Below are 22323 nucleotides of genomic sequence, written 5' to 3'. Positions count from 1 at the left end.
ATGTATATGGACTTTTTTCTTCTGTCATTTTTAATCTCCTAAACATTAGGAGACCATTAAATCGCACTGAAAATGATCAACAAATTGATCCTTTATTTTCACTCATTTTAATTAATAAACATGGTTCAACGCACGATTTTCAGCCTTAATTGACAACTAAGTCATTAAATCGCTAGCCCAGGCATGCCGCGGATCTTCATGCGTTTTCCCTGTGGTGATCGCGATGGAGAGGTTTGACCGCCATCCATTTGCTATTGCATCTCTTGGTTGGATTGGTTGGGTTCACGCGAACCCCGTTGGATACTGCATCGGTTAAAAATGACGATACCTAGTACGAACGGGGTTCGGTTTGGTTCAGTGGTTGGGGTTTAACTCGTTCCCACGCTCCTGCGTGGGAACGTATATGGAGTTTGAATCATAGACAGGATTCGCCACAAGATCACCGAACTGAACTAACTCCGTATTTCTTCGTCTCCAGACACCGCCAATACCTTTAGCAGCAAATAAACTGATTCAATACCCTGCCGAGCGCAGTGTTACACAGTTTATGGAGCTGCTTGTATTTGAATAAAAGCTAGATATGCATTCCCACGCGGGGAGCGTGGGAACGAGAAAAGGTGTCTATTTATAAACAGACATATCAGGTCGCTTGAAAGAGTTAGTTTTGAATTGAACAAGTAATTTCCGTAACTCTATGACTTCATCTCGAGGAAATAAAACGGCTAACTGGCCAACATAGTTAACGTCTAGATGATCACCTAGCACTGGAATATGAGAGATAAAAAAGTGCTCACCCGGTTTCGTACCGAAGATAGCATAGGTATAGCTTCCGACTTTACTAATGTTCTTTGTGATGACATCGCCACGCTTAGTAGCCAGACTATCCCATTCAAGATACTTATCAAGAGCAGCCACAGTTTCATCTACGTCCTCACGATCGACAGTCAGCATGCCAATATCGTCTTGCCCATAACCTTGTACTTTGACTACAAATGTATCTCCCCGAAGGCTTACTTCAGTGGGTCGGTCAAGATAATTCCGAGCCAAACTGTTATATGTATAACCATTTAAGCTTGTCTGTATAACTTCATCAGGAGTTATTGAGCAACCAATTAAACCTAGCACAACAATAATCGAGATAAAAAAATTATTTATTTTTTTCATTACCTTTAACCATTTAATTAAAAGATACATTTAAATAAGGAAAGCGTTTACTCCCCAATACTGATAAGCGTAACACTTCACCTCAACTAAGGCGCCATTTTGGGAAACATCAAAGCCATTAAATGTGAAATAGGGCACATCCAATCCCGGCGTCAGTAACGATAATGCGTGCTCGGAATCATTGTTCCGCACAGCTAAATACCGCCCTAACTACCCTAAGCTTGGTTTGAGACAGAGCTCTTACTCGTTCCCACGCTCCGGTGAGGGAATGTATATGGATTTTGAATTATAAGCAGGATTCGCCACAAGATCACCGAGCTGCACTTGATCTCTATTCTAACACTCGCGGACAACGTCAATACCTTTAGCGAACAAGCCCTAGCCAGCGTAACGTTACACAGTTTTTGGTGCTGTTTGTGTTTGAATGATAGCTAGATCTGGATATGCATTCCCACGCAGGAGCGTGGGAGCGAGAGACACCAGGAGTAAGAACTAGTTAAGCTAATAATCTACACTCCATCTTTTTTTTCTAACAACAATACTTCTAGGAGTTAAAAAGAAAGGAAAAAATTCATACATAAAGGGTACCGTCTGCTTATGTTCTAATGCATCAGCCAGTCGGTGTAATTTATGACACAACTCGTACAATAGTCCATAAAATGGTTCCAACATAGAAACTATTGACCATACAACCTGGTAATTTGCCTTTTCAGTAGCATGATATAAATAGTGATACTCTGAAATCATCATAAGCTCACCATTAATATTTCTACCATGATAATAAGCATCAGCTTGTCCAGTTATGTCTACGTACGCGAAAGCATTTTCTTCAAGTTTTTTCCTAACATTAGCATTTAACCCCCAAATGTGTTGGGAGAGGACATGAGACCACATTTTTAGAGGATCCTCATGCTTTGACGAATCTGTTATTTGGTCAAGGTTATAATACCTAGAACCTGTTCCAAAAATGGATAATACATCTAGAATATTTTTCTGTTTATCGGATATTTCGGTTTGCAAGTCATGCTTGGATGCTATTTCGCAAAATCTCCTGTAAAGATCTATAATGTTGTGACCATATAACCTTAACTGTTTGTTTGTCGGGTTATTATTCTTATTTTCTAACTTATGCTGTAGAACAATTACAATTTTCATTAGTCGTTCGAACCCAATAGATAGCTCAAATAACCCCGAGTAAAAAAAACCTCTTCCATAATCATCAATGTTTGCTCGCCGGATAGCATCTAAGCCTGAGAGCAAACTCGATTTAGTTAAATGCCCTTCCTGAGACAATAATCGATATTCTTCTTCAAAAACTAGCATAAACAATACACCCACTTAGTCAAACGCCTGCACCTAACGAATTTCCTCATAAACCTTAGTTGAAACAATGAGGCACGCTCGTGCTATTTTCCACCTCTGAACTAATGATTTTCGTCAAAAATCGCCCTAAAACTCACAAAAAACGGCAAAACTCACTCCCACGCTCCCGCATGGGAACGAATATGGAGTTTAAGCCAAGGGCTGAAGTCGCTATAAAGCGACAGAAATGAACTAGTTCCCTATTCTAACATTCACGGAAAGGGTCAATAGCTTTCGATTAAATGATTTAATGCCCTTTGGAATATAATGTTACGTAGGCCATAGCGCAATTGCCGTTTGAATGATAGCTAGATATGCATTCCCACGCGGGAGCGTGGGAACGAGACAAGGTAACTGGAAAAAAACGTTTAGCTTTCTTTTTGAATAGCGCCTGCTTGGGTTAACCGAATAATGTCTAATGGCCCTGTCACATGATTGGCAGGCAGCGGTGAGATCGCAGTAAGAGACCTTCTATATGTGTTTTCCGTAAACAATGACTTAATGGCGGAAATGACAGAACGAAGTAGACGACTTTGTTGTTCGTGAGCATTGGCTGCTGGCGCAGCCAAAAAAATGCTATTCCCTATTGACCGGAGAAGGGCTCATATGTGTTATACAGTTATTTCACCCAAACACTTAAGTCAAAATCAATAGACTCTACTTGTTTCTTATAATTTGCCTGAGCTAACGCTATGCCTACTGTAGTTAGTTTAATTTTTGAAAACTGTTGTTGGTCACTGCCCCATAGCTCTATCAACTTCTCAAAATCTGGAATTCGTTCAACTAACCACTCTTTGACTTCTTGCTCACTCATCATGTAAGCTTTAAACATCTGTTTCAACTTATTGATGTCGTCATTGCTCAATCCTACCTGAGATGCTTTTTCAGCAACCAAGTCATCATTTATCAAATTAAACTGAAGTAAATTCAACGTATGGAAGCATGGCATTAGAAAAGCGTTGAATTCCTCTATAGGTCTACCCATTTTTTCTTCAAGCTGTGCTTTATCAAACCCCTTTTGAAATAAAGCTGGATACTGCACAAGTAGTATCTGAGGGACAGAAGGATAACCGCCAACATCTAATGGTGTAACACAACCTGTATAGGATAAGTGCTCAAACCAAGATCTATGGTAGTCAATCTCAGAGTTAAAGAAGACTAGTAGTTCATCCTTTATAAACTTTATCAATGCGTTAGGATCGACAACATCTCCCCTTGATAAGCGGATTAAAGTGAAGTTCATAGACAAAATATTTAGATGCTCTTGAGTCAACTTACTTATAACTGAAAGAGCCTCATCCAAGACAATTTGCTTAGTATTACGTTCACTAGTTTGAGCTCGCTGCACAAGAATATCTACAAGCATCTTTTCTAGTTCAGAGTCCCCGGACTTTGCGTATTGTTTTTGTGCTTCGTAAAGTGCCGCTTGCATCGATGGCTGCTCCATTTCGATCAATGCTTCTGAATTTTTCTCTTTTAACGTTTTTAAGAAATCATCTGTAAGCTCTTCAGCGCGACTTCGAGCAACTTCTGCTGCATTTTTCGACAACTGCAAAAAATTAGATCTGTATACATCTAATGCTATTTCGCGTGCATCAGAATAACTGAGACCTTGGTTAATAACTACTGATTGTCCTTGAACATTAGTGGAGTGGTCACCCCCTTGTTGTTTTTGGGTTTGATCATTTATCATCGTCCTGACCCATTTTAATATCACCACCCGCTTGGTAGTTCTTAGAATCGTTGCCTGACGTTTGCGATTGTTTCAATTGCTTATTTTTACTAAAAAGTGAAAGAATAAACACAATCAAAGACACGCCAACACCGCTAAATATCCACTCTTTATTTTCTATCAACCAACTCATAGCTTATCCTAATCGTATAGCGCCTCAAAAAACCGGCGCAGTTTACTGCGTCCGAGTGCTTTGACTTGTTAGCTTTTTCTCTGTTTTAGTTGGCAAACTGGCTTTTCCGCTTGCAACATATTCTGCCATTTTATTCATCCTTCTATGATGAGCAAGAAGCAGCTTTAGTGTTACCTCTGGATTTTTAGTTCTAGCGCTCAGCTTATCCAAATTACTGAATCCAAGATTTTTTGCTAGCTCTTCGGACATTTGATTTAGATATTTGACTTCATCAGCAGAATACTTAACCAGTTCCATCTGATTTCGCTTACGGTTCCTTGCCATTTCTAGTCGTGCTTTATCTATTTGCTTAAATGCTTCTACGGCGGCGACTCCTGCTCCAATAAGTATACCGAGTGATTTTGCAACCTTTAACGCCACATCAGGGTTCATTAAGAGATCTATCCACCCAGGAGAGGCATATTTAATTTCCGCTATTTTAGGGGAGTCTTCTTCAGGAATTAGATTACTCAGCACTCTGTAGATATTCGTATAGCTATAACCGCCTTGCCAAGGATAATTAATTAAAGAGAAGTCTATACGCTTTTCTTTATTCTCGTCCAAATCAAAATCCAGGCAATATATAAAGGCGTGAGCTTGAGAATATGTATGAGGAAAAGTGTACAAATCCTCTAGCTCCCATCTCTCGTCCATAAGGACTCTATAAACTTCAATTTCTTCCATATATTCTCCGAGCGGTGAAAGCTAACATTATATTAGCGTGCATGCTCGATTTATCAAAACCGTCACACGCCACGTTTTATCCATAACCACATGATACTAATTAAGTTTTCTATCTTTATCGTTAAGCTCTCAGCGGTAATATTGTGCATGCCGCCCATCTCCACTCGGGTATTCACACTATCCCCAGCGTTAAACTTTAACCACCCATGCATTCACCAAGCTACCGCCGATCAGTTTTCGGCACCTAACACGCCATTTGATTGGCTACTTTTCGGGGTAGTGTATCAAGCGCTGTGTTGGTTTTCGTGCGCTATTGTCCAAAGTGTTAGCCAAGCCATGTTTTGTGAAATGGGTACAAAAAAAGCGGCCTGGGTGGCCGCTTGGGTCTCGACGTGGTTTGTGCCTTACCGCGCAAAGCGAGTGGCGTGGAAGGCGAGGTGTTCATCAATAAAAGTACTGATGAAAAAGTAGCTGTGGTCGTAGCCCGGTTGCATGCGCAAGGTGAGCGGAGAGTTGTGTTTCTCTGCCGCTTTTTTTAGGGCTTGCGGGTTAAGCTGCTCGGCCAAAAAGCCGTCGTTGTCGCCTTGGTCCACCAGCATCGGCATGGCGGTGGGGGCTTGGGCGAGTAATACGGTGGCGTCGTAGGCTTGCCAAGTTTGTTCGTCATCGCCTAAATAGGCGCTAAAGGCCTGTTTGCCCCACGGGCACTCGGTGGGGTGACAAATCGGGCTGAACGCGGAAATGCTGCTGTAGCGTGAGGGGTTACGCAAACCAATCACTAACGCGCCGTGGCCGCCCATGCTGTGTCCGGCAATCGCGCGCTGGTTGTTGACCGCAAAGTGCGATTCAATCAGCTCCGGCAGTTCGTGAGCAACGTAGTCATACATCTGGTAGTGCGACTGCCACGGCGCTTGGGTGGCATTAACATAAAACCCCGCCCCTTGGCCGAGATCGTATTGATCGGCGTCCGCCACACCCTCGCCGCGTGGGCTGGTGTCCGGTGCCACAATCGCCATGCCCAAGGTGGCAGCTTGTTTAAACGCGCCGGCCTTTTGCATAAAGTTTTCGTCGGTGCAGGTCAGGCCCGAGAGCCAATAGAGCACCGGCACTGGTTGTTCTTTCGCTTTCTCTGGCAAAAAGATCGCAAAGGTCATTTTGCCGTTGGTGGTGCTTGAGTCATGCTGCCAACGTTGGTGCCAACCGCCTGCGACTTTGTTTTCGCTTATTTTTTCTAGTTGCATGGTTATTTTACCGCCGCGTTGCCACGGCGGCCGTCCTATTATTGGTCCATGTGGATCACGCTGCGAATGCTTTTGCCTTCGTGCATCAGGTCAAAGGCGCGGTTTACTTCATCAAGGCCCATGGTGTAGCTAATAAATTCTTGCAGGCCAAACTCACCATTGAGGTAGCGCTCGACAATGCCGGGTAGCTCTGAGCGGCCTTTAACGCCACCAAATGCCGAGCCTTTCCAGACGCGCCCTGTCACCAGCTGGAACGGACGGGTCGAAATCTCTTGGCCTGCACCAGCAACCCCAATGATCACTGACTCACCCCAGCCTTTGTGGCAGCACTCGAGCGCTTGGCGCATCACATCGACATTACCGATACATTCAAACGAGTAATCGACGCCGCCGTCAGTCATCTCCACAATCACTTGCTGGATAGGTTTGTCGTGGTCTTGAGGGTTAATCACATCGGTGGCGCCCAGCTGCTTGGCAAGGGTGAACTTGCTCTCATTAATATCAATGCCGATGATGCGGCTTGCGCCGGCCATACGGGCACCGATGATCGCTGACAGGCCAATGCCGCCCAAACCGAAAATCGCCACCGTGTCGCCTTTTTCTACTTTGGCAGTGTTCATGACTGCGCCCATGCCGGTCGTCACGCCACAGCCAAGCAGGCAGACTTCTTCTAGCGGCGCGGCTTTGCTCACTTTCGCCAATGAGATCTCTGGCAATACCGTGTATTCCGAGAAGGTCGAGCAGCCCATGTAGTGGAAAATGGTCTCGCCGTTAATCGAAAAGCGCGAAGTGCCGTCTGGCATCAGGCCTTTGCCTTGGGTTTCACGCACCGCGCCACACAGGTTGGTTTTGCCAGATTGGCAGAATTTACACTCGCCACATTCGGCAGTGTAAAGCGGGATCACATGGTCGCCCACTTCTACGCTGGTCACGCCCTCGCCGACCATTTCGACGATCCCGCCGCCTTCGTGGCCAAGAATAGACGGGAAGACCCCTTCCGGATCGTCGCCCGATAAGGTGAAGGCATCGGTATGACACACACCAGTAGCGACGATTCTGACCAACACCTCACCCGGCTTAGGCAGTTCAACGTCAACCTCTTCCATTTTCAGTGGCTGGCCTGGCCCCCATGCGACGGCGGCTTTGGATTTGATATGTGTTTGTCCTGGCTGGATTGAGAGTGCCATTGAAGGTTCCTTTCTGTGCTTGTCAATTGCGTACCTGACTATGCTAACCAAGTTAGTTTTAGTTATAATCCCGCAAATTTGAAAATTATTATTTCACTCACGTAATAATGTATATGGGTGAATAATGACAGGATAGACAGCAATGGCGCCCCATTGGGAAGGACTTAACGAATTTTTATCGGTCGCCGAGCATGGCAGCTTCACGCAAGCGGCCAATAAACTCGATACCACAGTGGTGTCAGTGAGTCGTCGGGTGGCTGCGCTCGAGGCGTATTTAGGGGTGAAGCTGTTTCATCGTACTACGCGGAAGGTGTCGTTAACCGATGAGGGTGAGCTCTATTATCAGCGCTGCCGACCGCTGATGGCCGCGTTAGTGGATGCCGAACAAACCATTACTCAAGCTCAGTCTTTACCTGCCGGACCTATTCGTGTCACCGCACCGGTTAACTTTGGGGAGCAATATATCGCCCCGTTGCTCTCGCCATTTATGGTGGCGTATCCACAAGTGGCGGTGGATTTGCATCTAACCAATCGGCGAGTGGATATGACCGATACCGGTACCGATGTGGCGATCCGCATTGGCCACTTGCCCGACTCAAGCCTGAAAGCCAAGCGACTGGGCTCACGGCAGTTAACCATCTGCGCCAGTCCAGGCTACTTGGCCTTAAATGGCCGCCCCGAGTCGCCTAGTGCGCTCAGTCATCACAGCTGCTTGGTGGGATCGAACGAGCACTGGCACTACCAAAGCGGCGGCAAGGTGCGCACGTTAACCGTGTCAGGCCGGTTGCGCTGCAATTCAGGCGTCGCATTGCTCAATGCCGCCAAGCACGGATTAGGCTTGGCGCAACTGCCGCATTATTACGTGCAATCCGCGTTGGCAAGCGGCGAGTTAGAAGAAGTATTAACCGATTATCGGGTAGACGATGAGGGCATTTGGGCGCTGTATCCAAGTGGGCGTCAATTGCAACCCAAGATAGCCGCCTGGCTGGCATATCTTGCCGAGCACTTACCCGCCCAGCAGCTTCGAACAGGTGTTTAGTAACCTCTACTTTTTTAATGATTAAGCAAAAAATCGCCAGCACAGGGCTGGCGATCAAGGTTGCTCGAGGGACACGCTGAATTAGTCGCGCGCTGCCCGCAATGTGTTCCCAGTGGGTTTAATTGCCGAGATTTTAAATGCCCCGACATGGTGGTCCAAGGTGCGCGCCAAACCGGCCAAGTCTTGGCTGCTCGCCTCAAGGCTGTGGCTATCATCCAGCCCTGCTTGCGCTGCTTGGTTGACGGTATCCATATTGACGTTGATTTCATTGGCCACGCTCGATTGCTCTTCGGTCGCCGTCGCCACATGGGTGTTCATATCCAAGATGGTGCTGACTTGCGTGGCAATGCTTTCGAGTGCGGTCAGTGCTTGCTCAGTAGCACGGTTGCCCTCGGTGGTCAGCGCTTTGCTGGTATCCATGGCGTCAACCGCGTTTTTCGCCTCTTGCTGAAGCTGATCGATGGTTGATTGAATTTCTTCGGTCGATTGCGAGGTTTTGGTCGCCAGGCTGCGCACTTCATCAGCCACCACCGCAAAGCCACGTCCCGCTTCGCCCGCGCGTGCTGCCTCAATGGCTGCGTTGAGGGCAAGCAAGTTCGTTTGCTCGGAGATCCCCCGGATCACATCCAGAATCGACACAATGGATTGGGTGCGCTCGGCCAGCGAAGTGATCACCGTCGACATATTGTCCATCTCAGTGTCGAGCTGGTTAATCGTCGCGGTTGCTTCGCTCAAGGTTTGCTTACCGGCTTCGGTTTCACTGTTGGCCGACGAAGCTGAATCTGCCGCATTCGAGGCGCTTTGTGAGATCTCGTTAATGGTAGCAATCATCTCATTCATCGAGGTGACCACCAGCAAGGCTTGCTCGCTTTGCGACTCGCCACGTTTCAGCGAGTGCGCCGCTTTATCACGTAGCGATTCAGCCGAACGCCCCAGCTCTTCACCAGTTTCCACCACGTTGGCGATGATTTGGTCGATTTTTTCCACAAAGGTGTTAAACGCCTCTGAGATGTGGGTAATTTCGTTGTTGCCGGTCACCGGCAAGCGCACCGTTAAGTCACCGTCACCTTTGGAGATATCGGTCAGCGCATCCTCAAGGCCTTTTAGTGGCGCGAATAAACGGCCTAATAGCCATACCAGCACCAGGGTACAACCAATAAAAATCAAGCCAATCGCGGTGAGCTGGGCAATGGCGATACCATTAGCAGCCGCGTCGACCTCCGTAATCGGAATGCCAACATCAAACGCGCCCCACAGGCGACCATCGACATAAACCGGCATCATAATGTCGTATACCCACACATCTTGCACATCGGCATACCAGCGAGAATGCTGCGGTTGGCCTTGACCGGCACCGGCGACGGTATAGTTATCGCTATACACCTTGCCCAGCTTTTGGGTGTCGCTGTGGGCAATGGCTTTGATGTTTTTATCAATCATTACCGCATAGCTGATGTCGTCGCGACCTTTGAGACCCGACACCATGTCTTGTAAATCGGCGGTGGGAGTAGAAGAGTTTTCTAGAATGTATTCAGCACGATCGGCCAGGAGCTCAGCCTGTGCTTGCGAACGCTTGAGAATAATGTTGTCAATCTCGTCATGCGAGATAAAGGTGGTTGCGGTGATACTGGCAATTGCCGCAACGGCAAACATGGCGCATACCACGATCAGGATGAGTTTTTTCACTTCGCTGACTTCCTATCTGTGCATCATAACAGCCATGGAGCATAGCGACAGGTCGGAGGAGAAACAAGCGATACCTCGCAAAAGTCAAATTAGGATGAGACATTTACCGCAAAAATAATCATTATCAATTGACTAAAGCGAGGAAGATATTCAGTAGTTCATACGCTTACGCGGCACCAAACCGGGTCGCGGAAAAGCAATTAAGCAGCTTGTGCACCATAAAACACAACATCAAGGTGAGCACAATCGCTACCAGGTTACTACTCACTCTGTATAAGGCATCATACATAAAGTCTTGGTTGGGACTTAAGTATTGCCCGAATAAGATCCCAAGCGTAGCCATGGCACCAAACCCCACACCTGAGCCCCCGGCCTCTTTTAAGTGCGCTTTGGCAAACAGCATGGTGCCTATCCATAACAGCGGGATCACTAAAATCAGCACGTTAAACCAATCATATAATATGACTTGGCAGCCAATGCCGTAAGCGACGCCGAGCACTGTGCCTATCGCCCGTTTTCGGGCATAGCTGAGCGATCCGTTCCAGTGCATCGGAAACAGTAGCAACACAGTGGTGGCTTGTGCTGAAATCGAATCGCGCAAATCAAATAACTGAAAGATGAAAAACGAGACCGTCGCCAAGGTCGCGCCCATTAGCGCTTCGTGGCGCATCCGGTGCGATTGTTTTCCCCCTGCCGGTGCAGCAGGCGGCTGACGCGGCGTGACATCGGGAATTAACCAAGTGACGAGATACGCCACCGCGACCGATAACACATTGGCGCCTAGGTTACCGAAAATTAAGGTGTTAATGGGTAAATCGGGATAGCTGGCAAAGTGCAGCATAATGCTCAGGCTTAACACACTGTTGGCGCCAAAGAGAAAAAAGCGCCCTTTGGACATACAGGCAAATTTGTAGGTGAAGAGCAAGAACACCAGCGGTGTCATTAGCCCAGGGTGTGCACCAAACAATCCGCCGAGCAGCCCGACCTCTATCCCACTGATCACCGCCGAGGCGAGCAATTGCCGTGCCGCGCGACCGTTAATCACTGGGACAAGGCCAAGCAACAACATCGGCGTGACAGTAAAAAACACTCCGAAGCTAAAACCGAAAAACTTACACACCGCAAAACCGAGCGTCGCACCTGTGGCAATGCGCGCGCACTGGCGCACATCGTTATCGCTTAAGGGGTGATGCCATAACCTCATCGTCAGCTCCCCTTAGTAGATGTAGTGCAGCATACTCAAAAAGCCGACTTGCGCGCTGGCCAGCCACTGCGTCACCGCGCTTTCAGGCATTATCTGAACCGTGGCGCGAGCCCCGGTTGGCAACGAGTGATCTGGCCATTCGTCGAGCTGGATGTGCAGACGCATTCGCTGCGCATCACGCACCCACCGGTTGGAGTTAGACGGTGACGCCAGTTGACCATTGGCGTCGATTTGCCCGGCACTGACCCCGGCGTCAACACTGCTCACATGTCCCGCGTACAGTTTGCCCGGCTCGCTATCAAATGTGACATTCACTGCGGTGCCCGTCTGTACATCGCGCACACTTTTTTCACGAAAATCGGCAATCACATCGGCGCGCTCAGACACCAAGGCCATCAGCGGTTTGCTCGCACTGGCATACGCCCCCACATCCAGCTGCAAGTTGGTTACCACCCCATCATGGCTGGCTCTAACAGTGGTGTAGGATTGGTTAAGCTGGGCTTTTTTTAGTTTACTCAGCGCCACTTGTTCAGCGATATTGCTCGCACCATCGCCACCGCGTTGGATCTGGAGGGCACTCACACGCGCTTTCGCCGCTTCCCATTTGGCGCGAGCGGTATTAGCGGCGCTGATCGCATCATCACGCTGCTGCTGAGAGACGCCATTTTTGGCAAACAAGGCTTTTAAACGTTTCGCTTCACGCGCTTTTTGTGCCAATACTGATGCCAATGCTGAGACATCTTGCCGCGCAGCCATCAGTGAGGCATCCAACTGGGCGTTCGTTTGTCTCGCTTGGGCCAGGGCGAGCTTGGCTTGGTCGACGGCGATGCGATAAGGCGCACGTTCAATTTTAAATAGTACATCGCCTTTTTGAACGCGCTGGTTGTTTTCTACTGCCAAGGCGCTAACCGGCCCACTGACTTGCGGGGCCACTTTAGTCACCGTGCGTGTCACCATCGCGTGGGGCGTTAGTGGCATCAGGTTATCCGCCGCTAAAAAGTAGCCAAAGATCAACACAAAACTGAGGGCGGCCACTTTTACCCATCGCGCAAACTTTTCATCTGGTGTCATTCGTCTTTCTTACCTCTATTACTTATTGGTCTGTGCCGTGGTCATCTGTGGTGGTGGCGGTATAGTCCATCGCATTTTGATTAATGGTGACCAACACCCGTTCCAAGGCATCAAAATCTTCAGCCGCAATACCAGAGAGCAAATGCTTGCGCACCCGCAATACCCGCGCTTCGATGCGTGACATTAAGTCACTACCACTGTCGGTGACATGCACCGTACGGGTGCGCTTATCCTCAGGCGAGCAGCGCCGTGTGATCAGCCCCTGCGCTTCCAAATGCTTCAAGGTGCGCATTAACGAGCCCAGTTCAATTTCCAGCGCCAGTGCCAATTCACTTTGGCTGATGCCATCTCCCAATCGACGCAACATCCAAAGCGCACTCCAGCGCGGATAGCTCAGCCCCAGAGGTTCAAGCTCTGAATTCGCCACACGGCGCCATAATCGCGCCGTGCGCCCTAAGTGCTCAGCGATAGACATGTGTTCGGGATTGGGCGATGTCATCGAGTTTTCCTTCCATCGTAAAAATACTTAGCATGCTAAGTAATACCAAGCAGGTACTATAAAATAGTTAGCAGGCTAAGTAAATAGAAAGGTGATGTGCATCACAAAAAAGTGACAGGCTGGCTGAGGGAAACGTGCTCGCTGCTCCCCGCCATCTCTGGTAATCTATCGTACGTCATCTTTTTGTTTGTAAAGGAATTACCATGCAAGATCTGTGGGATCGCCACCTCCGTTATCGCAGTCACCATGTTGATGTGCCGCTGGATCATAGTGACGCTGACAGCCCCTCAATCTCGATTTTCGCCCGCGAAGTGGTGGATACGCGTAAAAATGAACAAGACTTACCCTGGCTGGTGTATTTCCAAGGTGGTCCCGGCATGGAGTCACCTCGCCCTAATGGTGCGAGCGGTTGGCTAAAACGGGCACTAGACGATTACCGCGTATTGCTGCTCGACCAGCGCGGCACGGGCTTAAGCTCGCCGGTGAATCACCAAACGCTTGCCCATCTCACGCCTGCGGAGCAAGCTGACTATCTGAGCCATTTTCGTGCCGATAGCATCGTGAAAGACGCCGAGTGTTTGCGTGAGGCGTTAGGCATCAAGCAATGGGCGGTCCTCGGTCAAAGCTTTGGTGGGTTTTGTGCACTTACCTATTTGTCGTACTTTCCGCAATCGTTGTCGCGTGCGTTTGTCACCGGCGGCATTCCACCGATTGAAGGACATGCCGATGCGGTATATCAAAAAACCTATCAGCGGGTGGAAGATAAGAATCAACAGTTTTTCGCCCAATTCCCGGACGCACAAGCCCGCTGTCACGAGATTGCCCAGTATCTGCAAAACAATGCGGTGACACTGCCAAACGGTCAGCCGTTTACGGTGGAGCAGTTCCAAACCATTGGCCTGAATCTCGGTCGCGGTCATGCCGGGCTGCCGCTTTACTATTTATTGGAACGAGCCTTTATTGAGGTAAATGGCGAGCGTGTGCTGAGCTATCCATTCCTTGATGCGATGCAGGCAGAACAAGGGTATTTAACCAATCCGTTCTACGCTATTTTGCATGAATCGATTTACTGCCAGCAGCAGGCGTCGCAGTGGTCAGCCCATCGGGTGCGCGATCAGTTCCCGCAGTTCCACTATCAGCCCGATCAGCCGTTTCGGTTTACCGGTGAAATGGTCTACCCATGGATGTTTGATCAACTCGCCACGCTCAAGCCACTCAAAGACGCCGCCATGTTACTGGCGGAAAAAACCGATTGGCCGGCGCTTTATGATCTCGAGGTACTCAAGCGCAACACGGTGCCGCTCGCCTGTGCCACCTATGTCGACGATATGTTTGTCGAGTTCGATTATTCCCGTCAAACCTTGGCGAAGATTGCTAACAGCCAAGCGTGGATGACCAACGAGTACGAGCACAACGGCATTGGCGTCGATGGCGAGCGTATTTTGGATCGCTTAATCGATATCGGCGATAATCGAGCTGCCCTTCCTGATTAATGACGTCTTACTTAGCGATGATGACGGCCATGCCTTAACGACTCAGGCATGGCCACACCGCTGTCTACTCTTCGATCAGGTCAGACAGGTCAGAGCAGAAATTTTCAGCGCAACAAACTGTGATCTAATTCAAATCAATTATTGGCGCTGATAAAGCTGATACGCTAGTTGTTAATACGGTGCACACTGGTTAAACGTATAAAAATGTTCGCTTACGACTGTCTCATTAATGTATCGCTTACTCCCGCGGGTTTTGTCTTTATCACTAGACAGTGAGGCATCTGTCAAGCGCTTGCATGTTCCGTTAATTGGCGTAGTATAAATGCGTTCTCTCAGGGAACAGGACGTTCCCAGCACGATGTTGGCGTAGGAAGTCGTGCCACCGTACATCGTCACTTTTCTTGTCACACTTTGCGTTCACACAGATGAAAATTGTAAGTAAAACAGGCAAGAAGAGAGCCATCTTTTACAAATCTAGTGTTTTCTTTGATAAATTATGGTCTCGTGATAAAACGCCCGTTTCTATCCTTTTACTCGCGGTAGTCATTGGCTTTTTAGGTGGCGTGGTGGTCACCCTTTTCGAACTCGCCATCCATTCACTGTCTCAATCCAGAACCGACTGGCTAGACAGCAATATCAGCTCGATGCTCCCTTTGGGCGTGCTCGCGTTTCTCATTAGCGCAGGACTCGCCTTGGTCGGCTATTGGCTTGTCCATCGTTTTGCCCCTGAAGCGGCAGGCTCTGGTATCCCAGAAGTTGAAGGCGCGATGGAAGGCATTCGCCCCTCACGGTGGTGGCGAGTTATCCCGGTGAAATTTTTTGGCGGTTTAGGCGCGTTGGGCTCTGGCATGATTCTCGGCCGCGAAGGCCCAAGCGTGCAAATTGGTGCCAATATTGGCCGAATGGTCACCGATACCTGCCGCATCAAAGACAGGAACAGTAACCAAACACTGCTGGCCTCCGGGGCCGCAGCGGGGCTAGCGGCCGCTTTTAACGCGCCACTGGCGGCCATCATGTTTGTGGTTGAGGAAATGCGACCACAATTTCGCTATACCTTAATTTCAATTAAAGCGGTAATTATCGCCGCAATTGTCGCGGACATTGTTTTTCGGTATATCAATGGCCAAGAGGCAGTGATCGTGCTGCCACAATACGAAACCCCACCGCTCATTTCTCTTTGGTTTTTTCTCGCCCTCGGTTGCTGCTTCGGCGTGTTTGGCGTGTTGTTTAACTTTTTGATTATTCGCTTTCAGGATTTTTTCCAGCGCTTTTATCAAAAAAGCCAAACACGGATCTGGCTAGTCGGTGCCACCTTAGGTGGCTTTTTTGGCTTGCTACTTATCTACGCCCCTGAGCTGACCCATGGCGGGATTAACTTGGTACCGGACTTCGTCACCCTCAATTATTCAATCAGTGCCCTGCTGTTTATCTTTATGGCGCGCACATTACTGACAGTGATTTGCTTTAGCTCGGGTGCGCCTGGGGGTATTTTTGCGCCCATGCTGGCGCTAGGCACCTTGTTAGGCACTGTTTATGGGTTAGTGGTTGCCAATATGTACCCAGAAATGGGCATAGAGCCGGGTATGTTTGCCATTGCTGGCATGGGTGCCTTATTTGCGGCCACGGTACGCGCGCCGATTACCGGTATTTTGTTGGTGATTGAAATGACCAACAACTATTATCTGATTTTGCCGTTAATCATCACCACCCTCGGTGCCACCTTGGTCGCACAGTTGCTTGGTGGACAACCAATTTATACGGAGCTATTGCGTCGTAAAGTACGCGAGCAGAAACTTCGGATAGAAAATGCATCTCAATGAGGGATGCCGTGTTTTTCGAGTAGAGCGGTTATTTCTCCGCTCTTTTTCATTTTGCGTATACTAGCGTTCAGTGACTCAATAAGAGCTTGATGCCGCTGATGAATCGCCAAATAAATGGGAATGGATTCGACAGGACTGTCTGCCATGCGTACGGTCGTCAGTTGCTCTTTTTCGAGCATACTTGCGATTCCCACATAGCCCACCATCGCCTGTGCACGATTACTATTCACCATGTTTAACGCAGCCCGTTCAGTTCTTACGGGCACCATATCCCACTGATATCTATCCGCAATCATCAGCGCCAATTGATCACCAATCACCCCCACCACACGTTGATAATCTTCAGGATTAAGCACATACGTGTGCCCAAACAAATAATAGTCAACGGAGAACAGTGATTCAGTGGGATAAAGCACCTGAGGCGTGTCTTGGTAGACCAATCGCGTGCGACCAAAGTCAATATCAATGATCCCTTTAGCGAGTGCATTCTCCGCTCGCGCTAGCGGCATCTCTATCCAAGATAGTTCGATGTTTGAGTCAACGGCGTTAAAAACCTGCTCGACGATCGTTTTGGTCGCGGATGACATCGCGCCCGTATGATCGCGATATGCAACAGTCAGTGTGTTTGCCAGTGCATTCAACGGCAACCAGCAAACCATTAATATCCACCATCTCGTCACATTGCCACCTCAGATTATCTTTGCACTCTTAGAGATTAGAAGACGGAAAAGACGACGTCCATATGCAGTGCGTGACGCTCTCACTAATGATGGGTGGTTATCTACTCGAGATACGCTTTAATATCTTAAGACATGACGCGCGACTGGGTACCTCACCAAATTCGGCGCGAACGATCAGCCCTTCTAATAGCGTCATCACGATGTCAACATCCTCAGACCCGACAATGCCTTCAATCATATTGCGAATCTTGTGCTTATGCGCTTTGGCAATCTCTGTAATTTGACTGTCTGTGGCACTCTTAAATTCGCCAATCGCATGCATAAACATACAACCCTTAAAGTCGTCTTGTTTGAACCACGCCAGATGCCAATCCAGTAAAGCCGTCAATTGGGCTTCTTTATCCTGATGTGCATCAATAGCCTGCTGTAATCCTTGCTCGAACCTTGTATGACGCGCTTGAAGCACCGCCTCAATTAAAGCCGCTTTAGCGCCAAAGTGGCGGTACATAGAGGTCTTTGAGACCGCAGCTTCATCGCGGATTTTGTCCACGCCTACTGCCGTGTAACCAAACTGGTTAAATAACGACTCGGCCACCGCCAAGATGTGATCGCGCTTGCCCATCATGCTCTCCAAAAAATGCTTGCTATGAAGTGTACCGATCTGTACTCTTCATAACAATGTGTACAGATCGGTACACTTTGATGAAGGTAATCAAATAAGGAGCGAGTATGAAACGATTAAAAGGTGGCGGTGCGTTACCGCCTAAACCGACTTGGATTCAACTGACAAAAGGCTTGCTGGGTGGATTTTTTGGCATTCTTACCTTAACAGTACTGAACCAAACCACCGGCGTGCCCTGGCTGATGGCACCGTTTGGCGCGACCTGTGTGATCTTGTTTGCGGCCCCTCAATCACCGCTCGCGCAGCCGAGAAATGTGATTGTGGGTCATCTTCTGACCGCCAGCGTTGGACTTGCCATGTTGTACGGTGTGGGGAATGATACTTGGATGATAGCCCTCGCGGTGGGACTGGCAATTATGCTGATGCAAGCCTGCCGTGCCGTCCATCCACCTGCAGGGGCGAATCCACTGGTGATTATGCTCGCGGGCACACAAGTAGTTGGCATCGATTATTTGTTTACGCCAGTGCTCGCAGGCAGTGTTGCGCTGGTTGTTATCGCTACTTTTATCAACAAATTAGGCGAACCGCACCATTGGCCTGTGTATTGGCATGGGATCAAGCGTAGCTAATCAACTGAGCCTGGTTTCTAAGTTTGGGGGATAAACAAACTTAGGAACCAGTCGGACTATTAGCGATGATCACTACTGACCAACCTGCTCTTTAATAACGTTAGCAACATTGATAGCGCGCTGGGGCAGCTGGCGTCCGGCAAAAGCGCAGAGATATAAAGTTTCACTGACCGGTATTGGTAAATGGTGAGCTTTGATGGCCGCCTGTTGAGCAAAAGCGGCGACGGCATTGGCGGGTAACACGGTAAAGCCGAGTCCGCGTGCAACGGGTAGTAAGATAAGACCAATTTGATTAGAAAAGCCAGATTGCTTAATGGGGCGCAACTGCGCCGTTTGGTATTGCTCGAAGTTCGCCCCAAGTAATAACTCAGCGTGATGCCTCGCATCTGGATGATCAATGAACCCAAGTTGGCAGAGTGTTTCCCATGTAGGGTCTTGGATATGGCGCGGTGTCACCAACAACAATGGCTCGTCCCCAATGGGTTCAGACTGAATATTGGGATCAACTGGACAAGCCGTTGTTAGGCCAATATCAATAGTGTTGTTCAAGATAGCCTTGTGAATATCGCCATTAGGCGCAAAACGATAGTTAATCGTAAGGGCAGGATACGTTACCTGTAGATCGAGCAAACGCGGATACAAGCGGAGCCCAACACTTCCCGGCGACATAAGACGCACCTCCCCTTCATAACCGGGATCCTGGCTGATGTTAACGGCTAGGTTATCGAGTGTTTGTAGTACATCTTTGCCTTGACGATAGAGTTGCTCTCCAGCCTCCGTCGTGACAATACCCTTTTTACTCCGAATCAGTAAGGTGGTCGATAAAGCATCTTCGAGCTTTCGCACGTGCTGACTGACGCCTGATTGGGTCATAAAACACTTATCAGCGGCTTTGGTAAAACTGCCAACATCTACCAGGGTGCAAAAGGTTTTCAGCCAAACAGGGTTAACCATAACAAAATATCATCACAATCATTGCAAACCATAATTTAACATTATGGTTTGGGTGCCTCATGCTTGCAAACAATGAAGACATAAGCAAAGAGGAACAAACGATGCAGACCCCTTACCCACGTACATTTTCACACATTGGTATTTCCGTCCCTGACTTAGACAAAGCCGTTGAGTTTTACACGCAGGTGCTTGGTTGGTATCTCATCATGGTGCCTACTGAGATTGTTGAAGATGACAGTGCGATCGGCGAAATGTGCACCGATGTGTTTGGCCAAGGTTGGGAACGTTTTCGCATTGCCCATTTATCAACCGGTGACCGAGTGGGTGTCGAGCTATTTGAATTCAAAGATCAGCAAAACCCTGACAACAATTTCGAGTACTGGAAAACGGGCGTCTTTCACTTCTGCGTGCAAGATCCTAACGTTGAAGCACTGGCTGAACGTATTGTTGAGGCGGGTGGTAAGAAACGTATGGAGAAACCACGCTATTACTATCCTGGAGAGAAGCCCTATCGCATGATCTATATGGAAGACCCATTTGGCAATATCTTGGAGATCTACAGCCACAGTTACGAGCTTATCTACAGCGCAGGAGCGTATTAACTCTCTTGTCTGTAATGGCTACCTTGGCATTTTAACTCACCAGGCTCAACGCGATTGAGCTTGGTTTCTACCTCACACGACACCGATCCTATTCGTAATAAAAATACAAGCGTGATCTTTATCACTTTATGGATCATTATTGACCAGACTAATAGTGTGATATTTATCACTCTAGTTTTTTATTTCACTATTCTAAAAAAATAAAGGGTGATCTTTATCACTATATATTTTATAAAGAAAAAATCAAAAATGTGATATATATCGCTCAGGTTTTTATTGACAATTTTGTTTATTGTATTTTGTGCTAAATTTACATGTTATTTTTGTGACAGGTATTGGACTAACATATAGTTGCGAAGTGAATAATGAGAGTTGAGTCAATAAATCCCCGTTATCAGTTCTCTCGAAAAAATATGTGGTAAATTGACTGGGTACTTACTAGCCAGACGGTTTTGGCGAACCGCTCTACCACACACGTTCAATGAGAACATCAAACGGGGTATTGTTATGATATCATCTGACACCAAGATCAAGATACAGAATTTTGGTCGCTTCCTCTCGAATATGGTGATGCCCAATATCGGCGCATTCATCGCGTGGGGGATTATTACTGCACTATTCATTCCGACCGGTTGGGTCCCCAATGAGACATTGGCGGCCATGGTCGGCCCCATGATTACTTACCTACTGCCACTACTAATCGGCTATACCGGCGGTAAACTCGTTGGCGGCGAACGCGGTGCGGTTGTCGGTGCAATTACCACCATGGGGGTGATTGTCGGGACTGACATTCCCATGTTTATGGGCGCGATGATGGTTGGTCCATTCGGCGGCTGGGCGATCAAAAAATTCGATGCTTATGTCGATGGCAAAGTGAGAAGCGGGTTTGAGATGTTAGTAAATAACTTCTCTGCCGGTATTATCGGTATGCTTTGCGCGATTATCGCATTCTTTCTTATCGGCCCGTTCGTAAAACTCTTATCCAGTGGCCTCGCGGCAGGGGTGGAGTTTTTGGTCTCAGCGCATCTCTTGCCATTGACGTCGATCTTTGTTGAGCCTGCTAAAATCCTGTTCTTGAATAATGCGATTAACCACGGCATTTTTTCACCGCTGGGCATCCAACAAGCCTCAGAAGCTGGTCAGTCTATTTTCTTCCTCATTGAGGCCAACCCAGGTCCCGGTTTGGGCATTTTGTTGGCCTACATGGTGTTTGGTAAAGGCACCGCACGTCAAACCGCAGGCGGCGCATCCATTATTCACTTCTTCGGTGGTATTCACGAAATATACTTCCCTTACATTCTAATGAATCCACGCCTTATTCTTGCCGCGATTGCGGGTGGTATGACAGGTGTATTCGTTCTCACTGTGTTTGATGCAGGCATTGTGTCGCCCGCTTCGCCAGGCTCTATTTTTGCTGTGCTGTTAATGACGCAAAAAGGCTCAATTTTCGGCGTCTTGGCGTCAATTATTGCCGCAGCCAGCGTGTCATTTGTGGTAGCCGCTTTGCTGATGAAAACGCAGAAAAGCACAGAAGGTGATGGTGACGAAGCCTCACTCGACGAGGCAACCGCCAAAATGAAAGACATGAAATCAGGCGCTAAAGCAAGCACTTCCACCCCCTCTTCTGCGCCTAAAGCCACGGTTAACTTTGCTGACGTAAAGCATATTTTAGTTGCCTGTGACGCTGGCATGGGCTCAAGTGCCATGGGTGCCAGCTTGCTGCGCAAAAAAGTGCAAAATGCAGGCTTGGACATTGGTGTCACAAATATTGCGGTCAATAGTCTGCCTGAGGATGCACAGATTGTGATCACGCATAAAGATCTGACCGAGCGCGCACGCACTCACGCGCCAACCGCACACCATATTTCACTCAATAACTTTTTAGACGGCGATGTTTACGGCCAGTTGGTTACCCAAATTCTCGCCGCACAGTATCCCGCCGCCAACGATCCGCAAGTGCTTCAGGTTCCAACAGCGGCGGCAAATGACGATAGCTTCGAGCCAACCCCAGCACCTGCTTTTCAACTGCAGCGTAAAAACATTCATCTTGGCTTAACGGCCAAAAACAAGGATGAAGCGATTCGATTTGCCGGTGAGCAACTTGTCAAACTTGGCTACGTAGAGCCAGGTTATGTCGACGCGATGTTTGAGCGCGAGGCTTTAACCCCCACTTACCTCGGGGAATCGATCGCCGTCCCTCATGGCACCGTCAAAGCAAAAGATGGGGTCAAGCAAACCGGCATTGTGGTATGTCAATATCCATCGGGCGTGCAGTTCACCGACGACAAAGAGGATATCGCTAAGTTGGTGATAGGCATTGCCGCCAAAAATGATGAACATATTCAAGTAATTACCGCCATTACGAATGCGTTAGATGAGCCTGATGCAATAGATATTCTTACCAGTACTGACAGTATTGACGAGATCCTCAATCTATTAAGTGATGAAAGCGTCACCTTTATGACGTCATCCCATTAATCAA

The 22323-nt window shown here is 48.2% G+C and carries 20 protein-coding genes; 6 read left to right on the top strand and 14 right to left on the bottom strand.

Annotation, left to right across the window (positions count from 1 at the left end):
* Positions 1–621: 621 nt before the first annotated feature.
* The 7 genes from BGL48_RS08840 to BGL48_RS08810 form a co-directional block, all read right to left on the bottom strand.
* Positions 622–1164, bottom strand: coding sequence for a hypothetical protein (locus BGL48_RS08840; RefSeq protein WP_141698079.1), 543 nt, complete (start codon positions 1162–1164; stop codon positions 622–624).
* A 501-nt stretch (positions 1165–1665) separates the two neighbouring features.
* Entirely contained in the window at positions 1666–2487 is an 822-nt protein-coding gene (locus tag BGL48_RS08835) for a hypothetical protein (protein WP_069362300.1), read from the bottom strand.
* 658 nt (positions 2488–3145) lie between these two features.
* Positions 3146–4219 (bottom strand): LPO_1073/Vpar_1526 family protein, encoded by a 1074-nt coding sequence (locus BGL48_RS08830; protein ID WP_069362299.1) that lies wholly within the window; start codon positions 4217–4219, stop codon positions 3146–3148.
* The gene (locus BGL48_RS08825) at positions 4209–4391 is read right to left on the bottom strand and encodes a hypothetical protein (protein ID WP_069362298.1); all 183 of its coding nucleotides are present in this window, start codon (positions 4389–4391) and stop codon (positions 4209–4211) included. The genes BGL48_RS08830 and BGL48_RS08825 overlap by 11 nt, the downstream gene beginning before the upstream one ends.
* A 42-nt stretch (positions 4392–4433) precedes the next feature.
* Positions 4434–5114, bottom strand: coding sequence for a hypothetical protein (locus BGL48_RS08820; protein WP_069362297.1), 681 nt, complete (start codon positions 5112–5114; stop codon positions 4434–4436).
* Between the two features lie 404 nt (positions 5115–5518).
* Positions 5519–6355: an S-formylglutathione hydrolase gene (gene fghA / locus BGL48_RS08815; RefSeq protein WP_069362296.1), complete on the bottom strand. Its 837-nt coding sequence runs from the start codon at positions 6353–6355 to the stop codon at positions 5519–5521.
* Between the two features lie 38 nt (positions 6356–6393).
* Entirely contained in the window at positions 6394–7542 is a 1149-nt protein-coding gene (locus BGL48_RS08810; protein ID WP_069362295.1) for an S-(hydroxymethyl)glutathione dehydrogenase/class III alcohol dehydrogenase, read from the bottom strand.
* A 142-nt stretch (positions 7543–7684) separates the two neighbouring features.
* Here BGL48_RS08810 and BGL48_RS08805 point away from each other — a divergent pair, with 142 nt between their 5' ends.
* Complete coding sequence (locus BGL48_RS08805; RefSeq protein WP_069362294.1) at positions 7685–8581, top strand: LysR family transcriptional regulator; 897 nt, start codon at positions 7685–7687, stop codon at positions 8579–8581.
* Positions 8582–8662: 81 nt separating this feature from the next.
* On the opposite strand, the gene BGL48_RS08800 is transcribed toward BGL48_RS08805, so the two are convergent.
* The 4 genes from BGL48_RS08800 to BGL48_RS08785 form a co-directional block, all read right to left on the bottom strand.
* Positions 8663–10267, bottom strand: coding sequence for a methyl-accepting chemotaxis protein (locus tag BGL48_RS08800; RefSeq protein ID WP_069362293.1), 1605 nt, complete (start codon positions 10265–10267; stop codon positions 8663–8665).
* 166 nt (positions 10268–10433) lie between these two features.
* A complete protein-coding gene (locus BGL48_RS08795; protein WP_069362292.1) occupies positions 10434–11471 on the bottom strand; it encodes a DUF2955 domain-containing protein in 1038 nt (345 codons plus the stop codon).
* Positions 11472–11483: 12 nt separating this feature from the next.
* Entirely contained in the window at positions 11484–12542 is a 1059-nt protein-coding gene (locus BGL48_RS08790) for an HlyD family secretion protein (protein ID WP_069362291.1), read from the bottom strand.
* A 22-nt stretch (positions 12543–12564) separates the two neighbouring features.
* Complete coding sequence (locus BGL48_RS08785) at positions 12565–13041, bottom strand: MarR family winged helix-turn-helix transcriptional regulator (RefSeq protein ID WP_069362290.1); 477 nt, start codon at positions 13039–13041, stop codon at positions 12565–12567.
* 203 nt (positions 13042–13244) lie between these two features.
* Here BGL48_RS08785 and BGL48_RS08780 point away from each other — a divergent pair, with 203 nt between their 5' ends.
* A complete protein-coding gene (locus BGL48_RS08780) occupies positions 13245–14534 on the top strand; it encodes an alpha/beta fold hydrolase (RefSeq protein ID WP_069362289.1) in 1290 nt (429 codons plus the stop codon).
* 425 nt (positions 14535–14959) lie between these two features.
* Positions 14960–16354, top strand: a complete 1395-nt coding sequence (gene clcA, locus BGL48_RS08775) for a H(+)/Cl(-) exchange transporter ClcA (protein WP_077457242.1) — start codon at positions 14960–14962, stop codon at positions 16352–16354.
* Here clcA and BGL48_RS08770 read toward each other — a convergent pair.
* Together BGL48_RS08770 and BGL48_RS08765 are read right to left on the bottom strand one after the other, a co-directional pair.
* Positions 16348–17013 carry a substrate-binding periplasmic protein gene (locus BGL48_RS08770; protein ID WP_069362288.1) on the bottom strand — a complete coding sequence of 222 codons (666 nt, stop codon included), beginning with the start codon at positions 17011–17013 and terminating at the stop codon, positions 16348–16350. The genes clcA and BGL48_RS08770 overlap by 7 nt on opposite strands.
* Positions 17014–17131: 118 nt before the next feature.
* Complete coding sequence (locus BGL48_RS08765) at positions 17132–17656, bottom strand: TetR/AcrR family transcriptional regulator (protein ID WP_069362287.1); 525 nt, start codon at positions 17654–17656, stop codon at positions 17132–17134.
* A gap of 107 nt (positions 17657–17763) precedes the next feature.
* On the opposite strand from BGL48_RS08765, the gene BGL48_RS08760 reads away from it, so the two are divergent.
* Positions 17764–18285, top strand: a complete 522-nt coding sequence (locus BGL48_RS08760; RefSeq protein WP_069362286.1) for an HPP family protein — start codon at positions 17764–17766, stop codon at positions 18283–18285.
* A 72-nt stretch (positions 18286–18357) separates the two neighbouring features.
* Here BGL48_RS08760 and BGL48_RS08755 read toward each other — a convergent pair whose 3' ends face one another.
* Positions 18358–19239, bottom strand: a complete 882-nt coding sequence (locus BGL48_RS08755; protein WP_069362285.1) for a LysR family transcriptional regulator — start codon at positions 19237–19239, stop codon at positions 18358–18360.
* A 101-nt stretch (positions 19240–19340) separates the two neighbouring features.
* Between BGL48_RS08755 and BGL48_RS08750 the strand changes: the two genes are divergently transcribed.
* Both BGL48_RS08750 and BGL48_RS08745 read left to right on the top strand, forming a co-directional pair.
* Positions 19341–19841: a lactoylglutathione lyase family protein gene (locus BGL48_RS08750; RefSeq protein WP_069362284.1), complete on the top strand. Its 501-nt coding sequence runs from the start codon at positions 19341–19343 to the stop codon at positions 19839–19841.
* 507 nt (positions 19842–20348) lie between these two features.
* Complete coding sequence (locus BGL48_RS08745; protein ID WP_069362283.1) at positions 20349–22319, top strand: PTS mannitol transporter subunit IICBA; 1971 nt, start codon at positions 20349–20351, stop codon at positions 22317–22319.
* The last annotated feature ends 4 nt before the right edge of the window (positions 22320–22323 follow it).

Source organism: Salinivibrio sp. SS3 (assembly GCF_001722105.1).
Classification (GTDB): domain Bacteria; phylum Pseudomonadota; class Gammaproteobacteria; order Enterobacterales; family Vibrionaceae; genus Salinivibrio; species Salinivibrio kushneri.
The sequence above is the reverse complement of the archived record's forward strand: the minus strand, read 5'-3'. Positions and strand labels throughout refer to the sequence as shown.